Genomic DNA, 20,082 nt, shown 5'->3' on the forward strand with positions numbered 1-20,082 from the left:
TGAAGGTCACTGGACGCGCAGGTCGGCGAAGAGGGCACGGTGGTCGGAGCCGGGGATGTCGTACACCTGCGTCGCCACCGCGCCGGCGCGTTCGTCGGTCAGCACGTGGTCGATGGTCACCAGCGGCGGGAGCAGGCGCATCGGCCAGGTCGGCGTCAGCCCGTGCCCGGTGGCCGCCGCCGCGTCGGTGTAGCCGGTGCCGAGCAGTCGCCGGAACACGACGTGGTCGAGTGTCGCGTTGAAGTCGCCGGCCAGAATGCGTGGCGGCCCGTCCGACGGGGCGGGCGGCAGCGTGGCGATGCCCGCCTCCCATTCGTCCACGGTCGACGGGACCGGCGCCACCGGGTGCACGACCACCACCTCCACGGCCGATCCGCCGGGCAGCGACACCTGCGCCACCGGCATGTGGTGCCCCACCGGCCGGAACAGCCCCGACCGCTCCCGCAGCGGGTAGCGCGCGTAGACGCCGCTGCCCTCGGGGCCGCGCGGCATCGGCTGGGTGATCTCGTACGGCAGCAGTTCCTCCAGCCCGGCCGCGGCCAGCCGGTCCCGCGCCGACCAGGTGAGCTCCTGCACGCTGAACACGTCCACGTCGAGTTTCCGTACGAGATCGACGACGACCTGGGCGTCACCCCGGCCGCCGTTGAGATTGGCGGTCAGCAGCCGCAGCGGCCGGCCCTCGGCCGGCGGCTCGCCGGCCACGGCGCGCGGCAGCACGAGCCAGGCCAGGCAGACGCACACCACCAGGAGGACCGCCACGGCCGCCCGGCTCCTGGCCCAGAACGCGCACGCCAGCGCCACCAGCGCCGCCACTCCGAAGTACGGCGTGAACGACACCAGCGGCACCAGGAGGACCCCGGCCTCCAGCCCGCCCAGCCGCATCGCGGTCCCGGCCGCGAACACCACCGCCACCACGACGGCCAGCCGCGCCGCCCGAGCCCGCCGCGGCCGGACCCGCATCGGCTCCCGCACAACCTCTTCCATGAGCACGATCACGAACTCTAGGCGCCCATTCTTAAACTCCCATGAGCGCCGTCACGGAGGTCCCCTCCTGACACCCCGTGGGAAGAGCGGTGTTGGTGGGATGTAAGAGGCGATCAAGTGGTGATCCATATGTTCTCTTCGTACAGAAATCTACGAAGTGATCCGGAGGATCGCCGTGAAGAGAATCATCCTGGTCTCCGCTGTCGCCACTGCCCTGGTCACGGCCATGAGCGGGGCCGCCTACGCCTCCACGTCCGCGGGGTACAGCTCGACGTACGTGGCCTTCGAAGGGCCGGGCTTCACCGGCCGGACACAGGTCATCACCAGGTGTGGCACGACCAACATCCGCTACCGCGGGTCGTACAAGTGGTTCGGCGGCGGCCAGGACGGCCGGATGCACAACGACATCAACGCCAGGGGCCCGGTGCACTTCCAGCTGGCCTCCAACCGCAACGCGAGGCAGGAGACGGGCATCGGCTGGAAGAGCATCTTCAAGGTGTGCTGACACGCATGGGACGCCGGTCAGGGAGTGGTGGCTTCCGGCGGGGGTGATACGGCGCTCGCCGTCGCGTCGTCGCCGCGCTTCTCGTCGCTGTAGACCATCAGGGTCGAGCCCGCCAGGGCGAGCACGATGCCGATGGCTCCGAAGATCGAGGGGAGCGTCTGGTAGACCGCCAGGGACAGCACGATGGTCAGGACGGGGGCGAGCGCGTTGGTGATGGGGGCCACGACCGCGGCCTTGCCCCGGCTGAGGGCCATCACCAGGAACAGGGCTCCGGCGGCGTTGAGGACCTGGGTCACCGCGGTCAGCGCGGGCGCCTGCCAGGGGGCGCCGGTGGGCAGGCCGCCCATCATCGCGAACGCCACGGGGACCAGCAGCAGGCCGCTGATCGTCATCCAGCCGAAGGTGGTGCCGTCGTTGACGCCGAGGAGAGCGGCCTTGCGCATGAAGAACGCCTGCGCGCCCCAGGCCACGCAGATCACGATGGCCAGCAGCAGCCAGGGCCCGGTCTCGTTCGAGTCGCCGCCGCCTCCGGGAATGCTGAGCAGGACGATCGCGGCCAGCGCGGCGATCACCCCGATGACGGCGAGCCGTTGGATCCGCTCACGAAGTATCGCCACGGCCATGAGCACGGTGATCACGGGCGACAGCGACACGAGCGGGAAGATCAGGTATGCGGGGCCGTTGGACAGCGCCTGGAACAGGAGCAGCTGCCCGCCCGCGCCGGTGAGCCCGGCGAGCAGCCCGTAGAGGGCGGCGACGGGCCGCCGGTCGAACCGGTTGCCGCGCAGCGCGAAGTACGCGGGGATCAGCATGGTGAACGCCCAGATGATGTACACCATCTCGTTGGGGTAGCCGTACAGGCTGGTCGGCAGGCTGGAGAAGGCGCCCCACACGCCCCAGAAGACGACCAACAGGGTCGCGTAGACCATCCAGCTCTTTCTGACAGCGTTCATTCGCCTTCTCCTTCTCCAGTGGTCGTGGGCACCGGGATGGAGCGCAGGCGATCGAGCGCGGCCCGGTCCAGGGGGGTGCCGGCGAGTTTCGCCGCATAGAGCGCGGCTCCGATGACCGGCTCGTACAGGGGGCGGCGCAGGTCGTAACCGGTGTAGAGGTTCTTCATCTCCCGCGTGAAGGCGTCGAGCACCGCGCCGGCCGTGAACGTGCCGCCGGAGTACGAGACCGGGACGGGCTCGCCGGGCTCGAAGCCGAGCCGTTCACGCGTGGCGTCCACCAGCAGCGCGAGCTCGCGTCCGGCCTCGGCCAGGATGGCGGCGGCGCACTCGTCGCCCAGGTCGGCCGCCTCGACGACCCGCCGGCTGAGCGCCGCGATCTCGCCGCGGCCGCCGTGCCACTGGTTGAACACGATGTCGATCACGTTGAGGTCCGACGTGAGCGAGAGATGCCGCCGGAAGACCTCGGCGAGCGGGCCTTCGGGCATCCGGCCGTCGCTCATCCGGGAGAAGGCGTTGAGGCCGCGGACCGCGATCCAGTACGCGGAGCCCTCGTCGCTGAACAGCTCTCCCCAGCCGCCCACGCGGGCTCCGCGTCCGGATCGCTCGCCGTAGGTCATCGAGCCGGTGCCGCTGAGGACGTTGATGCCGTCCACCGCGCCGAGCGAGCCGGCCCACCCGCACACCATGTCGTTGTCGCACGCGTAGCGGTCGTGGCCGAGCACCGCTCGCGGCGCGGCGTCCAGGACGGGGATGTCACCGGGAGCCTCGCCGTAGCCCGGCAGGCCGAAGAAGGCGTACGCGATGTCCGAGGGCTCGATGCCCGCGTCCGCGCAGACCGCGTCGACGCCCTGTCTGAGGGCGCGCTCGACCAGGCCGATGCCGTCCGAGGCTTCGGAGAAGTAGTAGCTGCCGGCGGTCCGCGCCTGCCCCACTGTCCTTCCGTCCCGGTCGACCAGGCAGAAGGCGGTCTTGGTACCACCGCCGTCGACGCCGAGAAACATCGTGCCACCTCCGTGCTGCTGTGATGTCAGTGCTGCAACGGGTGCAGGGTGACACCGTGCACCACTCGGTTGACCTCGCCCGAAGGGAACGGGTTGTCGGGCCGGATTCCCCGGAGCACAGCGGCCTTGAGGCCGATGAGCTGGGCGCATATGACGGCGGGCAGAGCCAGCGCCGCGTCCTCGATGTCCCCGGCGCCGGTCAGCCGCCAGCTGCCCTCGTCCGGCGTGCTGTCGTCCCCGGCCTCGACGGCGATCACGCTGCCGGGCGCCATGGTCGAGCGTAGTTCCGCGATGATGTCCAGGTCGTACTGGCGGGTGTACGGGTCGTTCGACACGTACACGACCACGACGGCGCGCTCGTTCAGCACGGCCTTGGGGCCGTGGCGGAAGCCCAGGGAGGAGTCGGAGGTCGCGACGATCTGGCCACCGGTCAGTTCGAGCACCTTCAGGGCCGACTCTGCGGCCAGCCCTCTGAGAGCCCCGCTGCCCAGGTAGACGATCCGTTCGGGAGCGCGCGCCAGGAGCGCGTCGATGCCCTCGTCGAAGACGCCGTCCCGCAGGATCCGCTCGGCTGCGCGGGCCAGTCGCTCCGTGACCTGGGCGTAGGCGGCGCCGCCGAGGGCGAGCAGGGCGGCGAGCGTCATCCCGGTGAAACTCGAGGTCATCGCGAAGCCGCGGTCGTTGGAGGCGGGCGGCATCAGGAGCACGTACGAGGTGGTTCGCCCGGAATGCTCACGGGCCAGCCGCCCCTCCTCGTTGCAGGTGATCACGAGGTGGCGCACGTCCGACAGGCACTGCTCGGCGAGCTCGGTGGCCGCGACGCTCTCCGGGCTGTCCCCGGAGCGGGCGAAGGAGACGAGCAGGGTCGGGAGATCCTCGGCGAAGCAGCCTCGCGGGTCGGCGACGATGTCCGTGGTCGACACGGCGTCGACCCGCCGGCCGAGCCGCCTGGCCAGCGTCGTGGCCAGCACCTGTCCCGCGAAGCTGGAGGTGCCGGCGCCGGTGAGCACCACGCGCAGGTGGTCGCGAGCCATCAGCGGCTGGAGGAAGCCGTCGAGCTCGGCCCGGGAGGCGGCGACGATGCCGTCGATCTCCCGCCAGATGCCGGGCTGCTGCCCGATCTCGCGGATGGTGTCATCAGCCCCGGTGTCGCGAGCCAGGCTGCCGAGAAGGCCGGTCACAAAATCTCCCTTGCGGTGGGGTCTCAGGAGCGGAGAGGGTGCACTGAACTGGAATATTACTGGCCTGGCATATGGCCGTCAACGGTAGGGAACTGGTATGATTCTGGTATGACTCCCTCGGATCTTCCCTCCTTCCCCCAAGGCTTGCTGAGCGATGACGCGCTGCCTCGCTACGTCCAGGTCGCCGCCCGGCTCTGGGACGACATCACGGCCCGCGGCGCCAAGGCGGGGGACCGGCTGCCGTCGGAGCGGAGTCTGGCCACGCGATACGCGGTGTCGCGGGACACGTTGCGCGCCGCCCTGGCCGAGCTGGCGAACCGGGGCCTGCTGGAGTCCGCCGCCGCGCGCGGCTGGTTCGTCACCGGGAACGACCAGGCCGTCACGTCGGCGGGCGGGCACACGGTGGAGGGGTTCGCCGACTACGCGCTGAAGCACGGCCTGGCCACCCGCAGTCGAGTGCTGGAGTCGCGAACCAGGCCGGCGACCGTGAACGAGGCCGAGATGCTGCGCATCGGCCCCGGCGCCGCGCTGTTCGAGATGCGGCGGCTGCGGTTTCTCGACGGCCTCGTCGTCGTACTGGAGCACAACCGGGTCCCGCTGGCGCTCTGCCCCGCGCTGGCCGACACCGACTTCGCCGCCGCGTCGCTCTACGCGACCCTGCGCAGCGCCGACCCGGCGCAGGTCCCCCGGATCGCGGACTACTCGGTGGGGGCGCGGCAGCCCGAGGCGCACGAGCGGGAGCTGCTGGAGATCGACGACGGGACTCCGGTGCTGGTCGCCGAGCAGCTCACCTTCAACCAGGACGGGCGGCCGCTCGAACTGACGATGCAGGTCTACCGGGGCGACCGCTACCGCTTCCGGGCTTCCATCACCGACTGAGAACGCGGACGTCTGGGTGGGACGCTCTGGTCACGCCTGCCCGAAGGAGATGACGAACGGGCATTCCGGCCCGTGGCGGTCGTTGCGGGCCTCGTACGAGCCGATGTACTCGGCATCGCGGTGCGCGTGGATGATGTTGCCGTCGACCGTGCACCGGTTCCCGGATGAGAGAAGGCCGGCGAGGGGGTCGTGGCTCTCCACCGGGTAGAGCGATTCGACCTTCTCGTAGGTGATGCTCACCGTGTCCGCCGACCGGGTGACAGTCTCGCCGTTGAAGCCGTACATCCGCAGTTCCGAGACGCACAGCACCGGTTTGGCGCTCTCCCGCCCGATCTCGTCGGCGTACGCGGGTAGCTCGGTGCGGATGATGTCGCGTAGCCGCCCCGCGTACGCCTGCGTGGCCGCGCATGTGTACGAGCACGGCATGTACGCGATGAGCCCGTGCACCCGATGCCGGATGAACGGGTTGCACAACAGGGATGGTTCTCCGGCGGTGTTGCGGAGGGTCGCGTAGTAGGTGTTGTCGTTGTTCCAGTTGTTGCGTGCGCGGAAGAAGTCCTGGCAGCAGCGCGGGTAGCCGAGGGCGTCGCCGAATTTGTCATGGTCCGCCCGGTGCTTGTTGACGACCTTCCCGTTGACGATCAGCGGGTACCAGCCCGCCGCCACCACCCGGTCCAGCGCTGTACGGTCCCGCGCGATGAAGACATGGGCCTCGGTGCCTTCGGTCAATGCTGGGGCGAAGGCGGCGCGGGTGGTGGTGAGCTCGCCCGGTGGGACCTGGGCGATCTGCGGGGAGAACCGGTCGAAGCAGGCGTCCACATGATGCTCCAGCCCCAGCTCCGCGATCAGGGCGAGGAACGGGTGCCAGCCGTCCGGGGGTATCCACGCGTCCATCGCCGGTTTCAGGCCGTGCGCGACCGCTATGAGAGTCGGAAGCTGGACGCCCGCGAGTGTCGCCGCGACGAAGTGCCAGTACGGGCTTGCGCGCAGTTCGTCTTCCACCGGCCCCGATACCGGCAGCAGCACTGAGCGGGTGTGCGCGGGAGGCTCGGCCGGTAGGCGGAGGATGGGCTCGTCAGAGGTCCGTGTGTCTCGGTCGAGGGCAGGGGCTTCGGCCCTGGCCATGAGCGTTTCGGTTCGGGTGAGGATGTGCAGCGCCTCCTCGCGCCGTCCCAGATGTCTGAGCGCGAAGGCGTAGCACTGCCAGAAGTACGGGCTCCGAGGGTCCAGAGCGACGCAGGAGGCGTATTTCTCGGCGGCCCCCCGGTAGTCGCCGCGAACGTAGGCCACATGGGCGGCCGCCAGATCGGCGGTCAGTGACGTGCCGGGCGGGATCGACGGCAGCTCCGTGTCCGGGGCGAGCGCTCGGGCGGCCTCCAGCAGCGAGTCTCCGGGATACCAGCGCCGGACGATCCCGCCGGGAGTCCACCGTTCGGGCAGGCCCAGGGCGCGGAGGGCCGGGGCCGCCGCCGGATCCGGCGCGGTCGGCACGGTCGGCACGGTCGGGTCCAGGACGGGCGAGGGCGGGTTGCGTTCGTCCCAGCGGGCGCGGTGCGCTGCGTGGTCGGCGTCGATCTGGCGGCGTTCGGCCGGCGGAGGCAGCGGCAGCCCGGCCGCGCACTCCTCGATCCAGACGGCGATCTCTGCGACGAACGCCTCGCCGAGCGGTGACAGGATCGCGTGCTCGCGCAGGCCCGCCAGTCCGTCGCGCAGTTGGCGAACGATCCGATAGACGCGGCCCACCACCTGCTGCGACGGTATTCCGCCCGTGTCGGGCAGGTCGAGCAGGCCCCGGTGGAAGTGCAGCGCGGTCGCGAAACTGTACACCGCGTGCAGCAGGCCGATCAGCGGCCGCGGGTCATCACGCCAGGGCGAGTAGTGGGCCGGTTCGCCGGTGTCCTCGACGATCAGCGGATCGAGCGTCAAGACGGTGTTGAGCTTCTGGTGCCCGTACTCGTGCACGAGCGCCTCGGCGGTCGCCAGCCGGCCGCCGAGCGAGAGCGCGACCAGACCGGGGGCCTCCCGGAAGCTGCCGGACAGGTGCTGCCGGTCGTCCGGGGAGAGCACCGGGACGATCGCGCGCAGCCCACCGGACAGCTCCTCCGCCAGCGGCCCGGATGCCCGGGCGACCAGGTCCAGGTGCTCCTCCAGGACACCGCGCCAACGCGCCGCGGCGGCCGGGTCCAACTCGGCGAAGGTGAAGTCGGCGCGGCCACCGAGCCGCAGGTCGTGGTCGAGCCAGTTGAGCTCGATGGTGTCGGCCAGCCGGGGCACCCGCAGGTGTGGCGGGTCCCCGGCGAACTTGGCGTCCTCGATCACGAGCCGGACGCGGCCGCGGGGCGACCCCATGGCCAGCGTCAGGCCCGCGCCGGGCAGGCTGACCCGGCCGCAGGGGTCGGCACGGACGGTCGCCTCGACCCGTCCGGTTCCCGTCAGGCACAGGGCCGCGCAGGTCAGGCGCGCGAACTCGCGCAGATGCGGGACCAGGTGCACCTCAGGGAAGCGTTCATGGGTCCGCCGGCTGACCAGGTTCCAGGCGACGTCCACCCAGAACGCGGCGCTGGGATGGTCCAGCACGCGCCGCTGGACAGGCGCGGGGACGCTGCTCAGCGTGGCGAGGTGGTCGGCGAACCCGGACGCGGCCAGCACCGGCTCGGGCAGCAGCCCGGCCAGCCGTTTCAGGCCGACGAGCGTGTGCAGGTATCGCGCTGTGAAGACGGCCCGGGTCGTGTCCGTCAACCCGGTGGGCCGGGCGAACGCCGCGATGGCCGACTGGTCGAGCCGTATCATCACCGGACCTGCCTTTCGTCGCGCTTGCCGAGGCCTTTCAGGTCGGTACGGACCCTGCCGCTGATCGTCCGGATGAGCTTCATCAGGTCCGCGCAGTACACCGACGGGTTGGCGAACCCGTTCTCGCGCGAGTAGCGCTGCGGGAAGTAGCCGCCACCGCAGACGCGTACGAGATCACAGGCCCTGCAGACCTCGCTGAGCGTTGCCCACGAGTCCTGCCGGGCCCGGACCTTCGGGGACGTCAACGCGTCGTCGAAGCTGTGCTCGAAAAGGTTCATGCCCAGATCGCACGCGCCCGGATAGGTCACCTTGAGCGTGTCCACGGCTTGGATCTCGCCGTTGGTCTCCACGACGACGAAGTCGACCGGTTGCAGGCCCCACTCCTCGGAGCTGTGCGTCGCTCCCAGGAACAGCGCGATGATGTCACGGAAGCGCCGGATCCTGACCGGCTGGGGCCGTTCGGCATACCAATCATGGAAGATCGGTAAAAGCCAGTCGGCGTACGGCGTGGTCTCCAGGGAGTCCTTTCCCGGCGGCCTTCGGTCGTGGTGGCCCAGCGGGAGCAGGAAATCGACGGACGGCGGTTCGAGCGAACGGAAATAGGAGTAGGTCTCCAGCGGATCCGCACCCAGGTCGACGACCGCCAGAATGCCGCCCCACAGCCTGGGCACGCTGCGCAGCAGCTCTATCGACCTTTCCACGTCCTCGAACGACGAACGGCCCGCGTGGTCGACCCGGTGCAGATCCTGGACCGGGCGAGGGCCGTCCATGCTGAGCCCGAAGGAGACCTCCCACTCCTCGCACAAGGCCAGCACTTCCTCGGTGTACAGGACGCCGTTAGTCTGACCGTTCCACCGGATCCGCACGTCGGGTGTGTGCCGGGTGACCGTCTCGAACAGCGCTCTCAGGTAGGCCACGCCGAGCAGCAGCGGCTCGCCGCCATGCAGGATGACATCGGCCTGCGGCAGCCCGTGGGCCAGGCCGTGCTCGTTGATCCGCTGCCCGAGCCGGGCCGCCGTCTCCAGTGACATCCGGTGCGGCTGCCCACGCCAGGACTGGTCGGCGTGGTGGTAGACGTAGCAGTAGTCGCAGTCGAGGTTGCAGCGAGAGGCGACCTTGCAGATGAACGACTTGAACGGCTCCGCCTCAAACACGTCCGGCCCACGAACTGTGCGAGCTGAAGGAGCTGAACGAGCTGAACGAATCGAAGGAACTGAAGGAGCTGAACGAGCCGAAGGAACTGAACGAGCTGAACGAATCGAAAGAACTGAAGGAACCGAACTGGCTGTGCCGGCTGTGCGCGCTGAATGAGCTGAACCGGCTGTGGCGGCTGTGCGAGCTGAAAATATGCCCCAGTGAGCCGTCGGCCATTTCTTCGGGATAGAGCTCGTTCAGAATCTGGCCGAGGACCGTTCCGTCCAGCTCCTCTACCGAACTCAGGTCGAACTCCCCGAGGTCCAGATCGATCCCGTCGGGAGGAAGCTCCCGCTGATTCGGTGATTCGGCCATCCGCAGCCTCCCGAGCTGGATGTCCTTTCGGAATTTCCAACCATTCAGGCAATACCGACGATCGGCATTCGATGGAACCGTGGATTCTCACGGCCGCGAAAAACGGGGGCCGTACCCTATGGAAACAGCACTACCGACCATAAGACAACACCCCATGTGACCAGTCAAGTCCAGGAAGTGACATGATTTTTCCGGACTTGAAGGCACGCCGGCCACCACCTCCAGACAGCCGAACTCCCCCGTACGCCGAGCGCGTACGGGGGAGCGGGTGTGATCGGATCAGCTGTAGAAGGTGACGGAGCCGCGGGAGACCGTGGTGCCGCGCTCGCCCCAGTACGACGTGATGTCGGCGCGGTAGCGGGTGTCCTCGTAGGCGGTGGCCAGGCTCGTGCAGGTGCTGCCCGAGTGGCCGTAGTAGTTGTTGCGGTCCGTGATGGTGGGCGACGGGCCGGACCGGGAGAGCGGAACCAGCGTCACCCGGACCCAGCGGGCGCCCTCGGTGTTGAACGCCTGAGCGCAGAGCCGGTCCTCGCCGTCGTTGTAGCTGACGGTGCCGTCGCCGACGTTCTTGGAGAAGGAGTTGGCCAGCGCGGGCTGGGCGAGCGCGAAAGTGGCCGCGGCGACAGTGACGCCTACCACGGCGGTCTTGAGCAGGTTCTTCATCATGGGCCCTTCTGTCCGGAGCGGTGTTCGTGCTGCCGCTCGTCATGGATCTTCGTCAACGGACCACGCTGACAAAAGGCCTTGACGCGATAGTTCGCCAGCTGGTCGCCGGTACGTAAACGCCCGTTTAGGTGCGCGCTGGGTGATGTCGCGGACACGCAACGCTTGACCGGCTTTGTACATCTGTGGCTTGATCTGTCGTAGATCACCTTGGAGATGGCCGTCGTCGTGGCCGCGCCCGCCGGGGCCGCCGCCACGGTGACGGATGCTCTGGCTTCTGACGCGGTGACCGCACGGCAGGTCGCGGCGTACTGGCTCGGAGACGGCGGAGCCAACCTGGCGAACGCCACGCCGTACGGCGTCCAGGCCGCGGTCGCCGGCCAGGTCTTCCCGATCGGCGGTGTCCCGAGCGATGGCAAGCCCCCGGCCGGATCGACCTGGCCGAGGTCGAGATCCCGGCGGGCGCGGTCGCCTACCTGTGCGGGCCGCTGCCGTTCATGCGGGAAGCACGGGCCCAGCTCATCGAGGGGGGAGTGGCGGCGCGGGACATCCACTACGAGGTGTTCGGTCCCGACCTGTGGCTCTCGGGCTCCTGACCCGGTGTTCCCGCGCAGTCGGGGGTTGTGAGCCGGGGAAAACGCGTGGCGACGTCCTGCCGTTGGCGGCAACGGCGGCTCGCCGCCCGGTCAGCGGCCGTTTCCGCTCTGCCCGACCGCCCGGTTGGTCGTCGACCCTGTGCTCAGTCGGCACTCCGCCTGAGGACGGTTATTTCCGGTGTCTGCGGAGTTCGCCCGTCGACAGGTCGACTTCGTAGGCCTGTTCGGACACGGCGGCGCGGACCAGGAAGCGGTTGTTCTTTGACCAGCCGAGACCGATGTCGAGGAAATCGTCGACGGGGAATACGGGGACGACGCTCGACACCCCGTTCGCCGGTCGCCACGGTGAAGGTCTCGACGGCTCCCTTGCTGCGTCGGATTTTCACCAGTTGGCGTCCGTCGGGCCGGAGGTTGTAGGTGTCCCTGGAAGACTTCTCATGGGGCAGGCTCAGCCGGGTCTTCCCCCGATGGTCGACCACGAGCACCCGAGTCGCCGTCGTGGCCACGATCCCGCTCTCGCTGAGATCGTGGACCTTGCGGGCGCCGGGGATCGAGGTCGTGGTCCAGGTCTTCGTGTCGGTGATCGTCGCGCTGTCCCTGGCCAGCGCGACGTACCTGCTCTGGCCGTGGAACGTGAGGGTGGGCAGCGCGGTGTCGGCCAGGCTGCCGGTCAGAGGGTGGACGCCCGTCGCGTCCTGATGCACCATGCGGCGGTCGTGTCTCGTCAGGTAGACGATCGCCTTCTTGTCAGGCCGGCGGGCGAACGGCGCAGCTCGCGGCGCGCCGCCTTTCGCCTACCTGAGCGCCTTGGCCGGCTCGGTCGGCGCGTTGATCACTGTCTGGCTGATCGTGGACGCCGTCCTCCGGCAGGTACGCCGCTACGAAGACCACCCCAGGCTCGCCCTCCTCGACACGCTGCGCTGGGGCATGGCCGGCCTGGGCACGCTGGGCATACTTGCCGGATATGGCTATGCCGACTTCGGAGGTGAGGTCGGAATCGCCTGGCTCGCGATCATGGTGGCCCTGGTCGCGGTGCTCTACAGCCTGGCGGATCTGCCGTCCCTCGCCTCCCGACGGAACGCCGTACCAGGAACCGGAAGGCAGTCAGCTCATGCGCAAGCTCAAGCTCCAGGTCCAGACCACCGTGGACGGCTACATGGCCGGCCCGAACGGTGAGATGGACTGGATGACGTTCCCCTGGACCGACGACATCAACGCCTATCTTGACGCGCTCACCGCGTCGGTGGACCACATCGTGCTGGGCCGTAAGCTCGCCGAGGGGTTCATCCCGGCCTGGGCGGCCGAGCCGGAGGGCGAGGACAGGGAGTCCATCGACTGGATGAACAACACGCCCAAGGTCGTGATCTCCAACACCCTCACCGAGTCGCCCTGGGCGAACGCCGTCGTCGCCGGCGGTGATCTGACAGAGATCGTGAGCCGGCTCAAGGCCGAGCCGGGCGGAGATCTGATCACGTACGGGGGCGGCACGCTCGTCACAGGCCTGATCGCCAAGGGTCTGATCGACGAGCTCCACCTGATGGTGAACCCGGTCGCGATCGGCGCCGGCATGCCGGTGTTCCCCACCGAGGGCGCGTACCAGCAGCTGCGCCTGGTCACCGCGAGGCCGTTCGACTGCGGGATCACCGCGCTGCACTTCGAGCCGGAGCGTTCCTGACCGCTACGGATATTCGGGGAGCTGGAGCGACGAGTGGACGAGCAGTCCCTCGTCGCCGGACGGGAGTGACGCGCCGAGCAGCGCCTGGTTGCGCAGCGCCAGATCCTCGGCGGTGGGGGGAAGGAGAGCGGCGCGTCCGCTGATGGCGATCGCCTGGTTCTCCTCGACGAACTTGCGGGCGGCGGCGTCGTAGGCCGCGAAGGCGGACGAGTGGTCCGGCCTGGTGGCCAGCTCGCCCGCGAGGAGGTAGGCGCCGACCAGGGCGATGCTCGATCCCTGCCCCGAGAAGAAGGAGGGGGCGAAGGCGGCGTCGCCGACGAGGGCGACCCGGCCCTTCGACCACTGCGGCATGTGGATCTGGCCGGCGACGTCGAAGAAGAGGTCGTCAGCGGTGCGCATGGCGTCGACCATGCGCGGAATCTCCCACTGGTCGCCGGCGAAGACCGAGGCGACCAGGTCACGCTGGGCGCCGGGGTCGCGGAAGGCGTGCAGGGGCGGCTCCGGCTGGAGGAAGGTCATGACGGCCAGCACTTCGTCGCTGTCCGCGACCCCGTAGAGCACGGCGCTCCTGCCCGGGACGTTCCAGAAGAGGGCTTCGTGCGAGAGCCCGAGCTCGTTGGGCATGGTGAATCCGGCGAAGCTGCAGCCGAGGTAGTGGTGGTAGTCCTCCTCCGGGCCGAAGGCCAGGCCCCTGGTGTTCGAGTGGATGCCGTCGGCCCCGACGACCAGGTCGAAGGTGCGCTGCACCCCGCTGTCGAAGGTCACGTCCACGCCGCCGTCGTGGTCGTGCAGGGTGGCGATGGAGTCGCCGAAGAGAAACTCGACGTCGTTGCGGACGATGCTGTAGATGACGTAGGCGAGGTCCTGACGTCGCACTTCGATGTCCCGGCCCGCCAGCCCGCCGGTCAGCGCCTCGGGCCTGATGGAGCCCACCGGCCCGCCGTCGGCGCTCAGGAAGGTGATCTTACGGCTGTCGACGTGGGCTTCCCTGAGCCGGGGCAGCACGCCCATGCGCCGAACCACGTCCAGCGCGGTGCCGCGGATGTCGATGGGATAGCCGCCGCTGCGTACCGCGTCCGCCTTCTCCACGACGGTGACCTCGAAGCCACGGCGGTGGAGCCAGTAGGCCAGGGCCGGGCCCGCGATGCTGGCGCCGGAGATGAGGACTTTTCGCTTCATGCCGGTCTCCTATAGGTGTGTACCTTAGGTATCTTTGTTGGACGCGTGGAGGGCCCCTCCGCGAGCTGATCGATGACAAGAATATACCTAACTTAGGTATGTATGTACAGCGGGGAGTCCCATGAACGAGCAGGAGGAGCAGCGGAACGACGGATCTGACCTGCTGTCGGAGCTGCTGCCACGCCTGACGAATCTCGGTGCCGTCCTCCACCGAGGCCACCTCATCGAACGCGCCCTGGAAGCCGCCGGAGTCCCGCTGGAACGGCCGGCGATGTCGGTGCTCATCACGGTGCAGCTGGCCGGCCGGCCGCTACGGGTGGGGGAGGTCGCCGCGCGGATGGAGGTCGTGGGCCCGCACGTCACGCGGCTGGTGAACGATCTTGAGAAGCGAGGGCTGGTCAACCGGGTCGCCGATGAGCACGATCAGCGGTCACGGCTCGTCGAGCTGACTCCGGAGGGCACGGCGGCGACAGACAGGTATCTTCGCTTCCTGCTCGACTGGTTCGCCGGCGTCCTGTCCGACTGGCCTGAGCAGGACCGCCAGGATTTGGGCCGGCTCCTCGCACGTTTCGCCGACGACATCGCCGTCCACCTGGCAGCACTCGCCGACTGACGACGGCCGGCCGAAAGTGTCGTCGCGGCCGGTTAACGTCTGGTGCGCGGCGCCGCCCAGGCGCCGGAGCTGATCGGCTTCTGGCCACGGGATTCGTGGTGTCCGTCCTTGGCAGGGGGCCGGGGCGGCGACTGTGACATGGAGACCACCGGTTCGGTGTTCAGGGGCGGAGGATCAGCCGAGCCGGTGCGGGACCGTCAGCGGGACCGGTCGTCTTCGGAGGCCGAGGGCAGGTGCTTCAGCTCGTCGAGCTGGTCGGGAACCTCGACCAGCCTCTTGAGCTCGGCCTGGCACGCCGTGCACGTGTCGAGGTGGCGCTCGAACGCTTCGTTCTCGTCCTCATCGAGGACACCGAGAACGTAGGCCGCCACCTCTTCGTGCATTACCCGGCTACCCCCTTGTCCCGCAGCACCTCGCGCAGCGCCCGGATGCCGTAGTAGAGCCGGGACTTCACGGTGCCGGGCGGAATCCCCAGTATTTCCGCCGCTTCACTTATCGTACGGTCCCGGAGGTAGGTCTGCTCGATGACTTCGCGGTGTTCTTCCGTGAGGCTGCGCAGCGCGTCCGCGACCACGATCGCCGACAGAGATCGTTCGGCTCCGTCCGGGACGGCCAGCATATCGACTTCGGGCGGCTCGACCTCTAGAGGCCGAACGCTCCTACGCCGCCGCCCGTCGATCACGATGCGGCGGGCCACGGTGAGCAGCCATGCCCAGATGAGGCCGGGCTCCCATTGCAGTCTCGCTGAGTTGCGCCAGGCCCTGACGAGCGTCTCCTGTACGACGTCCTCGGCCCATTGGAGATCGTTGCCGGTCGACCTGCGTATGTGGCGCAGCAGAGGGCCGCCGAACTCCCGGTAGAGCTCCGCGATGCGGTGCTCCGCCTCGGCATCAGCACTCTCGAACGTGCGGTCCAGGTGAAGTAGCACGGGGCATATCTTTACACCTTCGTTATCACTCCGGTAGGCACTCCGATAACTCCGGTCATTTCTGACTATTCAGGCTATGACGGGAACCGCCCGGGCGAGGTTCGCGTCTGACCTGCCTTGCGTTGCCTCCGAGGTGATATAGGGCGACTTTTCGGAATGCCGAGGTGGTCTGACCCAGGACCTGCCCACGGCGCGTGTGCGTACAGGTCGCAGGGGTGTCTCGCGAGCGCGCGAACCTTTCCGGCATGGCGCGGTAAGTACGTACGACCGCTTACGCCAAGGAAGGGCCGAAATGCATGACCATCACCCCCGAAGTCATCGAAGACGATGACGCGACCCTCCTCGAGAGATCGCTGAACGAACCGGAGACCTTCGCCGCCCTGTTCGACCGGCACGCGCCCATGTTGCATCGCTACGTGGTGCGGCGCCTCGGTCCCAGCGAGGCCGAGGACGTGGTCACCGACACCTTTCTGGCCGCCTTCCAGCGCCGGGGCGCATACGACAGGGGCCGCCCCGACGCTCGACCATGGCCGTACGGGATCGCGTCGAACGTGATCGGCAAGCGGCGGCGTACAGAGTTGGGGCTTTATCGCGATGTGCTGCTGCTCGTCGCCTGGGCCGAGCTGAGTTATCAGGAGGTCGCCGACGGAGTTGATCGCCGCGGGCGTCACGGCCGACGTGACGTTCTCGGCACCGGGCAAGAAGTGCGCGGACGACCGTTTCACCAGTGCCGATCCGGCCTATGGGAAGATCCCCGAGGGGATGGGCACGGCGAAGCTCTGGGACGACGCGAAGAACTGGCGGTCCAGGAAGGCCATCCGGCCGGTCTCCATGCACGAGTTCAAGATCTATCCGCGGCACATGAAGCCGGGGGAGACCCTGGTGCTGGAGTTCCGCGACAACCAGAATCCGCGCCAGCCCTGGCAGCTCGGCGGATGGCCGGCCACGGCGGAGACACCGGTGAAACCGTGCGTGGCCGTAGACGACACCGCGCCGATCCAGGAGAACCCCTGAGGGGTTGAATCTCCAGTAAGGGGAGGCGCGAAGGTGGGGGGCATGGACGGCGACACGCTCTACTCGATCGGCGATCTGGCGCGGCGGACCGGGCTGACGGTCAAGGCCATCAGGTTCTACGCCGACTGCGGTCTCGTGCCGCCGACCACCCGCAGCCCCGCCGGCCACCGCCGCTACGGCATCGACGCCGTCGCCCGCCTGGATCACGTACGGACATTGCGCGATCTGGGGCTGGACCTGCCCACCATCCGGAAGGTCGTGGACCGGGAGGTCTCAATCGCCGAGGTCGCCGCGGCGCACGCCGAGGCGCTGGCGGTGCAGATCCGGACGTTGCGGCTGCGCCGGGCGGTGCTGACTGCGGTGGCCAAGCGCGGGTCGACCCCTGAGGAGATGGATCTCATGCACAAGCTGGCCAAGCTGTCGGAGGACGAGCGCCACCGGCTGATCGCCGACTTCCTCGACGCCGCCTTCGGCGGCCTGGACCTCTTCGACGGTATCAGGCGCTCGATGACCCCCGAGCTGCCCGACAACCCCGAGCCCGAGCAGGTGGAGGCGTGGGTGGAGCTGGCCGAGCTGTCCCAGGACCCGGATTTCCGCGCCGTCATGCGGCGGATCGCCGAGCAGCACGCCGAGGGCCAGGGGGCCGGTCTGCGCCGCCACTTCGCCGCGGTGGTGCGTGACCGGGTCGGGCCGGCGCTGGCGGCGGGCGTCGATCCGGCCTCGCCCCGGGCCGACTCCGTCGTCGCGGCGATCAGGGAACAGTACGCGGACCTGTCCGGCCGCCCCGACGACGCCGACCTCCTGCGCCGGCTGCTGACCAGAGTGGAGGCGGCGAACGATCCCCGCAGGGAGGCCTATCTCCAGCGGCTGGCCGTCATCAACGGCTGGCCGGCCCCCGGTAGCCTGGCGCCGGTCTTCGACTGGTTCGCCGAGGCGGCGCACGCCAGAGCGTGACGCCGCCGTACCGCTCCGAGATCACGCGAGCGCCTGGATCATCGAGCCTGGGGCGCTCTCGGTTGCCGTAGGACGACGAGGGTGACGGCGAAGGCGGCCACGAGCAGGGCGGCGGCGATGGTGAAGGCCAGGCGGTAGCCGCCGGTCAGCGCCGCCGCCTCGCCGCTGCCGGCGGCGAGCAGTTCGTCGGTGCGGGAAGCGGCCAGCGTGGACAGCACGGCGACGCCGAGAGCCATGCCGATCTGCTGGGTGGTGTTGAACAGCCCGGACGCGAGGCCGGCGTCGTCCGCGCGGGCGCCGGACATGCCGAGCGACGTCAGCGCCGGGAGCACCAGCCCGCCGCCCGCGATGAGCAGCATCACCGGGAGCAGGTCGGTGACGTAGTCGGCGTGCACCGGGACCCGGGTGAGCCAGCCCATCGCCCCCATGAGGAGCAGCAGGCCCGCCAGCAGGACGGCCCGCTCACCGAAGCGGGTGTTGAGCCGGGCCGAGACGAACAGGGACACACCGCCGATGGACACCGCCGCGGGCAGCATCGCCAGGCCGGTCGGGAGTGCGCCGTACCCGAGGACCTTCTGCATGTAGAGGGCGACGATGATCTGGAAGGCGAACATGGCCGACAGCGTCAGCATCTGGACCACGTTCGCGCCCGAGACGTTGCGCGAGCGGAGGATCCGCAGCGGCATCAGCGGGGTCCTGGCCCGCGTCTGGCGGACGAAGAACGCGGCCAGCAGGGCCAGCGACACGGCTCCGAGGCTGAGTGTGCGCCCGGCGAGCCAGCCGTACTCCTCGATCTTGACCACTGTGTAGATGCCCAGCATCAGCCCGCCGGTGACCAGCACCGCGCCGAGCGCGTCGGCTCCGGCGGCGAGCCCGGCTCCGCGCTCGTCGGGCAGCGCCCGGATGGCCAGCGCGATCGTGGCCAGCCCGATCGGGAGGTTGATGAAGAAGATCCAGTGCCAGCTGAGCGCGTCGGTGAGCACCCCGCCCAGCACCTGGCCGATGGAGGCCCCGGCGGCGCCGGTGAAGCTGAACACGCCGATCGCCTTGGCGCGCTCCCTGGCATCGGTGAACAACGTCACCAGGATGCCCAGTACGACGGCGGAGGCCATGGCGCTGCCGACGCCCTGGACGAACCTGGCGAAGATCAGCATCCCGGGCCCGGTGGCGAACCCGGCCAGCAGGGACGCCGCGGTGAAGACCGCGTTCCCCGCCAGGAACATGACCTTGCGGCCGATGAGGTCGCCCAACCGGCCCGCCAGGAGCAGCAGCCCGCCGAAGGCGATCAGGTACGCGTTGACGGTCCAGCTCAGCCCGGCTGGCGAGAAACCCAGGTCCCGTTGGATGGCCGGCATCGCCACGGTCACGATGCTGCCGTCCAGGATCGTCATGAGCATCGCGGCCGACAGCACGGCGAGCGCGAGCCCGCGGGATCCGGTGCGCGGAGGGGAAGGTGCGGTGTACGACATGGCCGTCTCCTGTTCAAAGAGGAACAGGAGAGACCGTAGCAGATAGTTTTGTTATAGACGATCCTCGACGGATCTATTTTGTACGATGCCGCGATCGGCGGGCTGACTGCGGAGCCTCCACGGGAGTGGCCAGATGGCCCTTGACCAGTCGGTTCATCGCCCTGACGAGCACTTCGGCCTCGTCGTCGGGCAGCGCGCCCAGCGTGTCCCGGTGCACGGCGTCGACGATCTCCTGACTCCGCCTCGCCGCCTCGGCGCCCTTCGCGGTGACGGCGATGATGCGGGCCCGCCGGTCCGTGCTGGACGGGCGGCGCTCGGCGAGCCCCGCCTTCTCCAGGGCGTCGACCGTGACCACCATCGTCGTCTTGTCCATGTCGCCGATCTCGGCGAGCTGGATCTGCGTGCGCTCGGCCTCAAGGGCGTGCACCAGCACGCAGTGCATGCGTGCCGTCAGGCCGATCTCGGCGAGCGCCGCCGCCATCCGTGTTCGCAGGACGTGGCCGGCGTGGTCCAGCAGGAACGACAGGTCCGGTTCTGTGCGGGCTGGTGCCATGGCGGTCATGCCCTCAGCCTAGCAACTAGGTCCGTTCTGGATTATCCGCTGCGTCCGCGCAGATCAAAGGGGACGCCGCGCGTCTCGCGGCGTCCCCTGAAGGGCTACTTCGACAGGTAGAGCGTCTTCCAGGTGCCCGCGTACAGGCAGTTGAGCGACGGCTTGGTCCCCTTGCCCTCGGCACAGACCTTGAGTTCCACCTGGTAGACGTCGTGAGAGGAGAACGAGTACGACGCGGGGGTCCGGTAGGAGCAGTCCCTGATGCTGCGGTGCTTGTGCGGCAGGTTGTTGCCGGGCGCCTTGTAGGTGATGCGGAAGACGGCCCAGCCACAGGTCGACGTCCTGCGGGTCTGGTCGTACAGCTTGCCGGAGATCTTCACCGTGTCGGCGGTCGGGATGTCGCCGTGGTCCTCGCCCGACGCGACCAGCGAGCCCGCCGTCCTGGCCTGGTTGCCGGGGGCGTAGTAGGGGCCCCACGCGCGTGCCGTCTCGCCGGCGGAGACCGCGTCGGAGTGGGCCGCCGCCTGGGCGGCGGCGGGGGCGATCGAGAGGACGGCGGCGACGGTGGCCAGGACTGCGAGGGGGCGGGAGATCGACATTGGAGCGGTCCTTTCCTGCGATGGTGACCGTACTGTC

At 69.1% G+C, this 20,082-nt stretch carries 22 protein-coding genes and 2 pseudogenes; 10 read left to right on the forward strand and 14 right to left on the reverse strand.

The window, feature by feature from the left end; all coding sequences use genetic code 11:
* Nucleotides 1-6: 6 nt before the first annotated feature.
* A complete protein-coding gene (locus tag ACIBQX_RS47810) occupies nt 7-984 on the reverse strand; it encodes an endonuclease/exonuclease/phosphatase family protein (protein WP_397016976.1) in 978 nt (325 codons plus the stop codon).
* 175 nt (nt 985-1,159) lie between these two features.
* Between ACIBQX_RS47810 and ACIBQX_RS47815 the strand changes: the two genes are divergently transcribed.
* Nucleotides 1,160-1,489, forward strand: coding sequence for a MiAMP1 family antimicrobial peptide (locus tag ACIBQX_RS47815; protein ID WP_397016978.1), 330 nt, complete (start codon nt 1,160-1,162; stop codon nt 1,487-1,489).
* A gap of 17 nt (nt 1,490-1,506) precedes the next feature.
* Here the strand turns inward: ACIBQX_RS47815 and ACIBQX_RS47820 are convergent, their stop codons facing one another.
* From ACIBQX_RS47820 to ACIBQX_RS47830, 3 genes are read right to left on the reverse strand one after another with little or no spacing between them, the layout of a single operon-like run.
* Nucleotides 1,507-2,442: a DMT family transporter gene (locus tag ACIBQX_RS47820; RefSeq protein ID WP_397016980.1), complete on the reverse strand. Its 936-nt coding sequence runs from the start codon at nt 2,440-2,442 to the stop codon at nt 1,507-1,509.
* Nucleotides 2,439-3,443, reverse strand: coding sequence for an N-acetylglucosamine kinase (locus ACIBQX_RS47825; RefSeq protein ID WP_397016982.1), 1,005 nt, complete (start codon nt 3,441-3,443; stop codon nt 2,439-2,441). Before ACIBQX_RS47825 ends, ACIBQX_RS47820 begins: the two co-directional genes overlap by 4 nt.
* 26 nt (nt 3,444-3,469) lie before the next feature.
* On the reverse strand, nt 3,470-4,624 hold the full coding sequence (locus tag ACIBQX_RS47830) for an SIS domain-containing protein (RefSeq protein WP_397016984.1): 1,155 nt from the start codon (nt 4,622-4,624) through the stop codon (nt 3,470-3,472).
* A gap of 108 nt (nt 4,625-4,732) precedes the next feature.
* On the opposite strand from ACIBQX_RS47830, the gene ACIBQX_RS47835 reads away from it, so the two are divergent.
* A complete protein-coding gene (locus tag ACIBQX_RS47835; protein WP_397016986.1) occupies nt 4,733-5,503 on the forward strand; it encodes a GntR family transcriptional regulator in 771 nt (256 codons plus the stop codon).
* A gap of 30 nt (nt 5,504-5,533) precedes the next feature.
* Here ACIBQX_RS47835 and ACIBQX_RS47840 read toward each other — a convergent pair whose 3' ends face one another.
* The 4 genes from ACIBQX_RS47840 to ACIBQX_RS47855 form a co-directional block, all read right to left on the reverse strand.
* Nucleotides 5,534-8,293: an aKG-HExxH-type peptide beta-hydroxylase gene (locus ACIBQX_RS47840; RefSeq protein WP_397017117.1), complete on the reverse strand. Its 2,760-nt coding sequence runs from the start codon at nt 8,291-8,293 to the stop codon at nt 5,534-5,536.
* Nucleotides 8,293-9,447, reverse strand: coding sequence for an FxsB family cyclophane-forming radical SAM/SPASM peptide maturase (locus tag ACIBQX_RS47845; protein ID WP_397016988.1), 1,155 nt, complete (start codon nt 9,445-9,447; stop codon nt 8,293-8,295). Before ACIBQX_RS47845 ends, ACIBQX_RS47840 begins: the two co-directional genes overlap by 1 nt.
* Nucleotides 9,440-9,802: a hypothetical protein gene (locus tag ACIBQX_RS47850; RefSeq protein ID WP_397016990.1), complete on the reverse strand. Its 363-nt coding sequence runs from the start codon at nt 9,800-9,802 to the stop codon at nt 9,440-9,442. Before ACIBQX_RS47850 ends, ACIBQX_RS47845 begins: the two co-directional genes overlap by 8 nt.
* Nucleotides 9,803-10,081: 279 nt before the next feature.
* Complete coding sequence (locus ACIBQX_RS47855) at nt 10,082-10,468, reverse strand: hypothetical protein (protein ID WP_397016992.1); 387 nt, start codon at nt 10,466-10,468, stop codon at nt 10,082-10,084.
* 419 nt (nt 10,469-10,887) lie between these two features.
* On the opposite strand from ACIBQX_RS47855, the pseudogene ACIBQX_RS47860 reads away from it, so the two are divergent.
* The 4 genes and pseudogenes from ACIBQX_RS47860 to ACIBQX_RS47875 all read left to right on the forward strand — a co-directional run.
* A pseudogene (locus tag ACIBQX_RS47860) lies at nt 10,888-11,061 on the forward strand (hemin transporter); the annotation flags it as partial.
* Between the two features lie 417 nt (nt 11,062-11,478).
* The gene (locus ACIBQX_RS47865) at nt 11,479-11,760 is read left to right on the forward strand and encodes a hypothetical protein (protein ID WP_397016994.1); all 282 of its coding nucleotides are present in this window, start codon (nt 11,479-11,481) and stop codon (nt 11,758-11,760) included.
* 45 nt (nt 11,761-11,805) lie between these two features.
* Entirely contained in the window at nt 11,806-12,237 is a 432-nt protein-coding gene (locus ACIBQX_RS47870; RefSeq protein ID WP_397016996.1) for a hypothetical protein, read from the forward strand.
* Nucleotides 12,173-12,736, forward strand: coding sequence for a dihydrofolate reductase family protein (locus ACIBQX_RS47875; protein ID WP_397016998.1), 564 nt, complete (start codon nt 12,173-12,175; stop codon nt 12,734-12,736). The genes ACIBQX_RS47870 and ACIBQX_RS47875 overlap by 65 nt, the downstream gene beginning before the upstream one ends.
* Before the next feature lie 3 nt (nt 12,737-12,739).
* Here ACIBQX_RS47875 and ACIBQX_RS47880 read toward each other — a convergent pair whose 3' ends face one another.
* Nucleotides 12,740-13,915: an FAD-dependent monooxygenase gene (locus ACIBQX_RS47880; protein ID WP_397017000.1), complete on the reverse strand. Its 1,176-nt coding sequence runs from the start codon at nt 13,913-13,915 to the stop codon at nt 12,740-12,742.
* 121 nt (nt 13,916-14,036) lie between these two features.
* On the opposite strand from ACIBQX_RS47880, the gene ACIBQX_RS47885 reads away from it, so the two are divergent.
* The gene (locus tag ACIBQX_RS47885) at nt 14,037-14,528 is read left to right on the forward strand and encodes a MarR family winged helix-turn-helix transcriptional regulator (protein ID WP_397017002.1); all 492 of its coding nucleotides are present in this window, start codon (nt 14,037-14,039) and stop codon (nt 14,526-14,528) included.
* A 197-nt stretch (nt 14,529-14,725) separates the two neighbouring features.
* Here ACIBQX_RS47885 and ACIBQX_RS47890 read toward each other — a convergent pair whose 3' ends face one another.
* On the reverse strand, nt 14,726-14,911 hold the full coding sequence (locus ACIBQX_RS47890) for a zf-HC2 domain-containing protein (RefSeq protein ID WP_327107189.1): 186 nt from the start codon (nt 14,909-14,911) through the stop codon (nt 14,726-14,728).
* Nucleotides 14,911-15,456, reverse strand: a complete 546-nt coding sequence (locus ACIBQX_RS47895; protein WP_397017004.1) for a sigma-70 family RNA polymerase sigma factor — start codon at nt 15,454-15,456, stop codon at nt 14,911-14,913. Before ACIBQX_RS47895 ends, ACIBQX_RS47890 begins: the two co-directional genes overlap by 1 nt.
* 401 nt (nt 15,457-15,857) lie before the next feature.
* Between ACIBQX_RS47895 and ACIBQX_RS47900 the strand changes: the two are divergent.
* The 3 genes and pseudogenes from ACIBQX_RS47900 to ACIBQX_RS47910 form a co-directional block, all read left to right on the forward strand.
* Nucleotides 15,858-15,968 (forward strand): annotated as a pseudogene (locus tag ACIBQX_RS47900) (sigma factor); the annotation flags it as partial.
* Between the two features lie 139 nt (nt 15,969-16,107).
* On the forward strand, nt 16,108-16,470 hold the full coding sequence (locus ACIBQX_RS47905) for a hypothetical protein (RefSeq protein ID WP_397017123.1): 363 nt from the start codon (nt 16,108-16,110) through the stop codon (nt 16,468-16,470).
* A gap of 42 nt (nt 16,471-16,512) precedes the next feature.
* Nucleotides 16,513-17,424: a MerR family transcriptional regulator gene (locus ACIBQX_RS47910; protein ID WP_397017006.1), complete on the forward strand. Its 912-nt coding sequence runs from the start codon at nt 16,513-16,515 to the stop codon at nt 17,422-17,424.
* 38 nt (nt 17,425-17,462) lie between these two features.
* Here ACIBQX_RS47910 and ACIBQX_RS47915 read toward each other — a convergent pair whose 3' ends face one another.
* The 3 genes from ACIBQX_RS47915 to ACIBQX_RS47925 form a co-directional block, all read right to left on the reverse strand.
* The gene (locus ACIBQX_RS47915; protein WP_397017008.1) at nt 17,463-18,893 is read right to left on the reverse strand and encodes an MFS transporter; all 1,431 of its coding nucleotides are present in this window, start codon (nt 18,891-18,893) and stop codon (nt 17,463-17,465) included.
* Nucleotides 18,894-18,966: 73 nt separating this feature from the next.
* Nucleotides 18,967-19,455: a MarR family winged helix-turn-helix transcriptional regulator gene (locus ACIBQX_RS47920; RefSeq protein ID WP_397017010.1), complete on the reverse strand. Its 489-nt coding sequence runs from the start codon at nt 19,453-19,455 to the stop codon at nt 18,967-18,969.
* A 95-nt stretch (nt 19,456-19,550) separates the two neighbouring features.
* Nucleotides 19,551-20,045 carry a hypothetical protein gene (locus ACIBQX_RS47925; protein ID WP_397017012.1) on the reverse strand — a complete coding sequence of 165 codons (495 nt, stop codon included), beginning with the start codon at nt 20,043-20,045 and terminating at the stop codon, nt 19,551-19,553.
* Between the last annotated feature and the right edge of the window lie 37 nt (nt 20,046-20,082).

This window comes from Nonomuraea sp. NPDC049714 (genome assembly GCF_044465295.1).
GTDB lineage: Bacteria > Actinomycetota > Actinomycetes > Streptosporangiales > Streptosporangiaceae > Nonomuraea.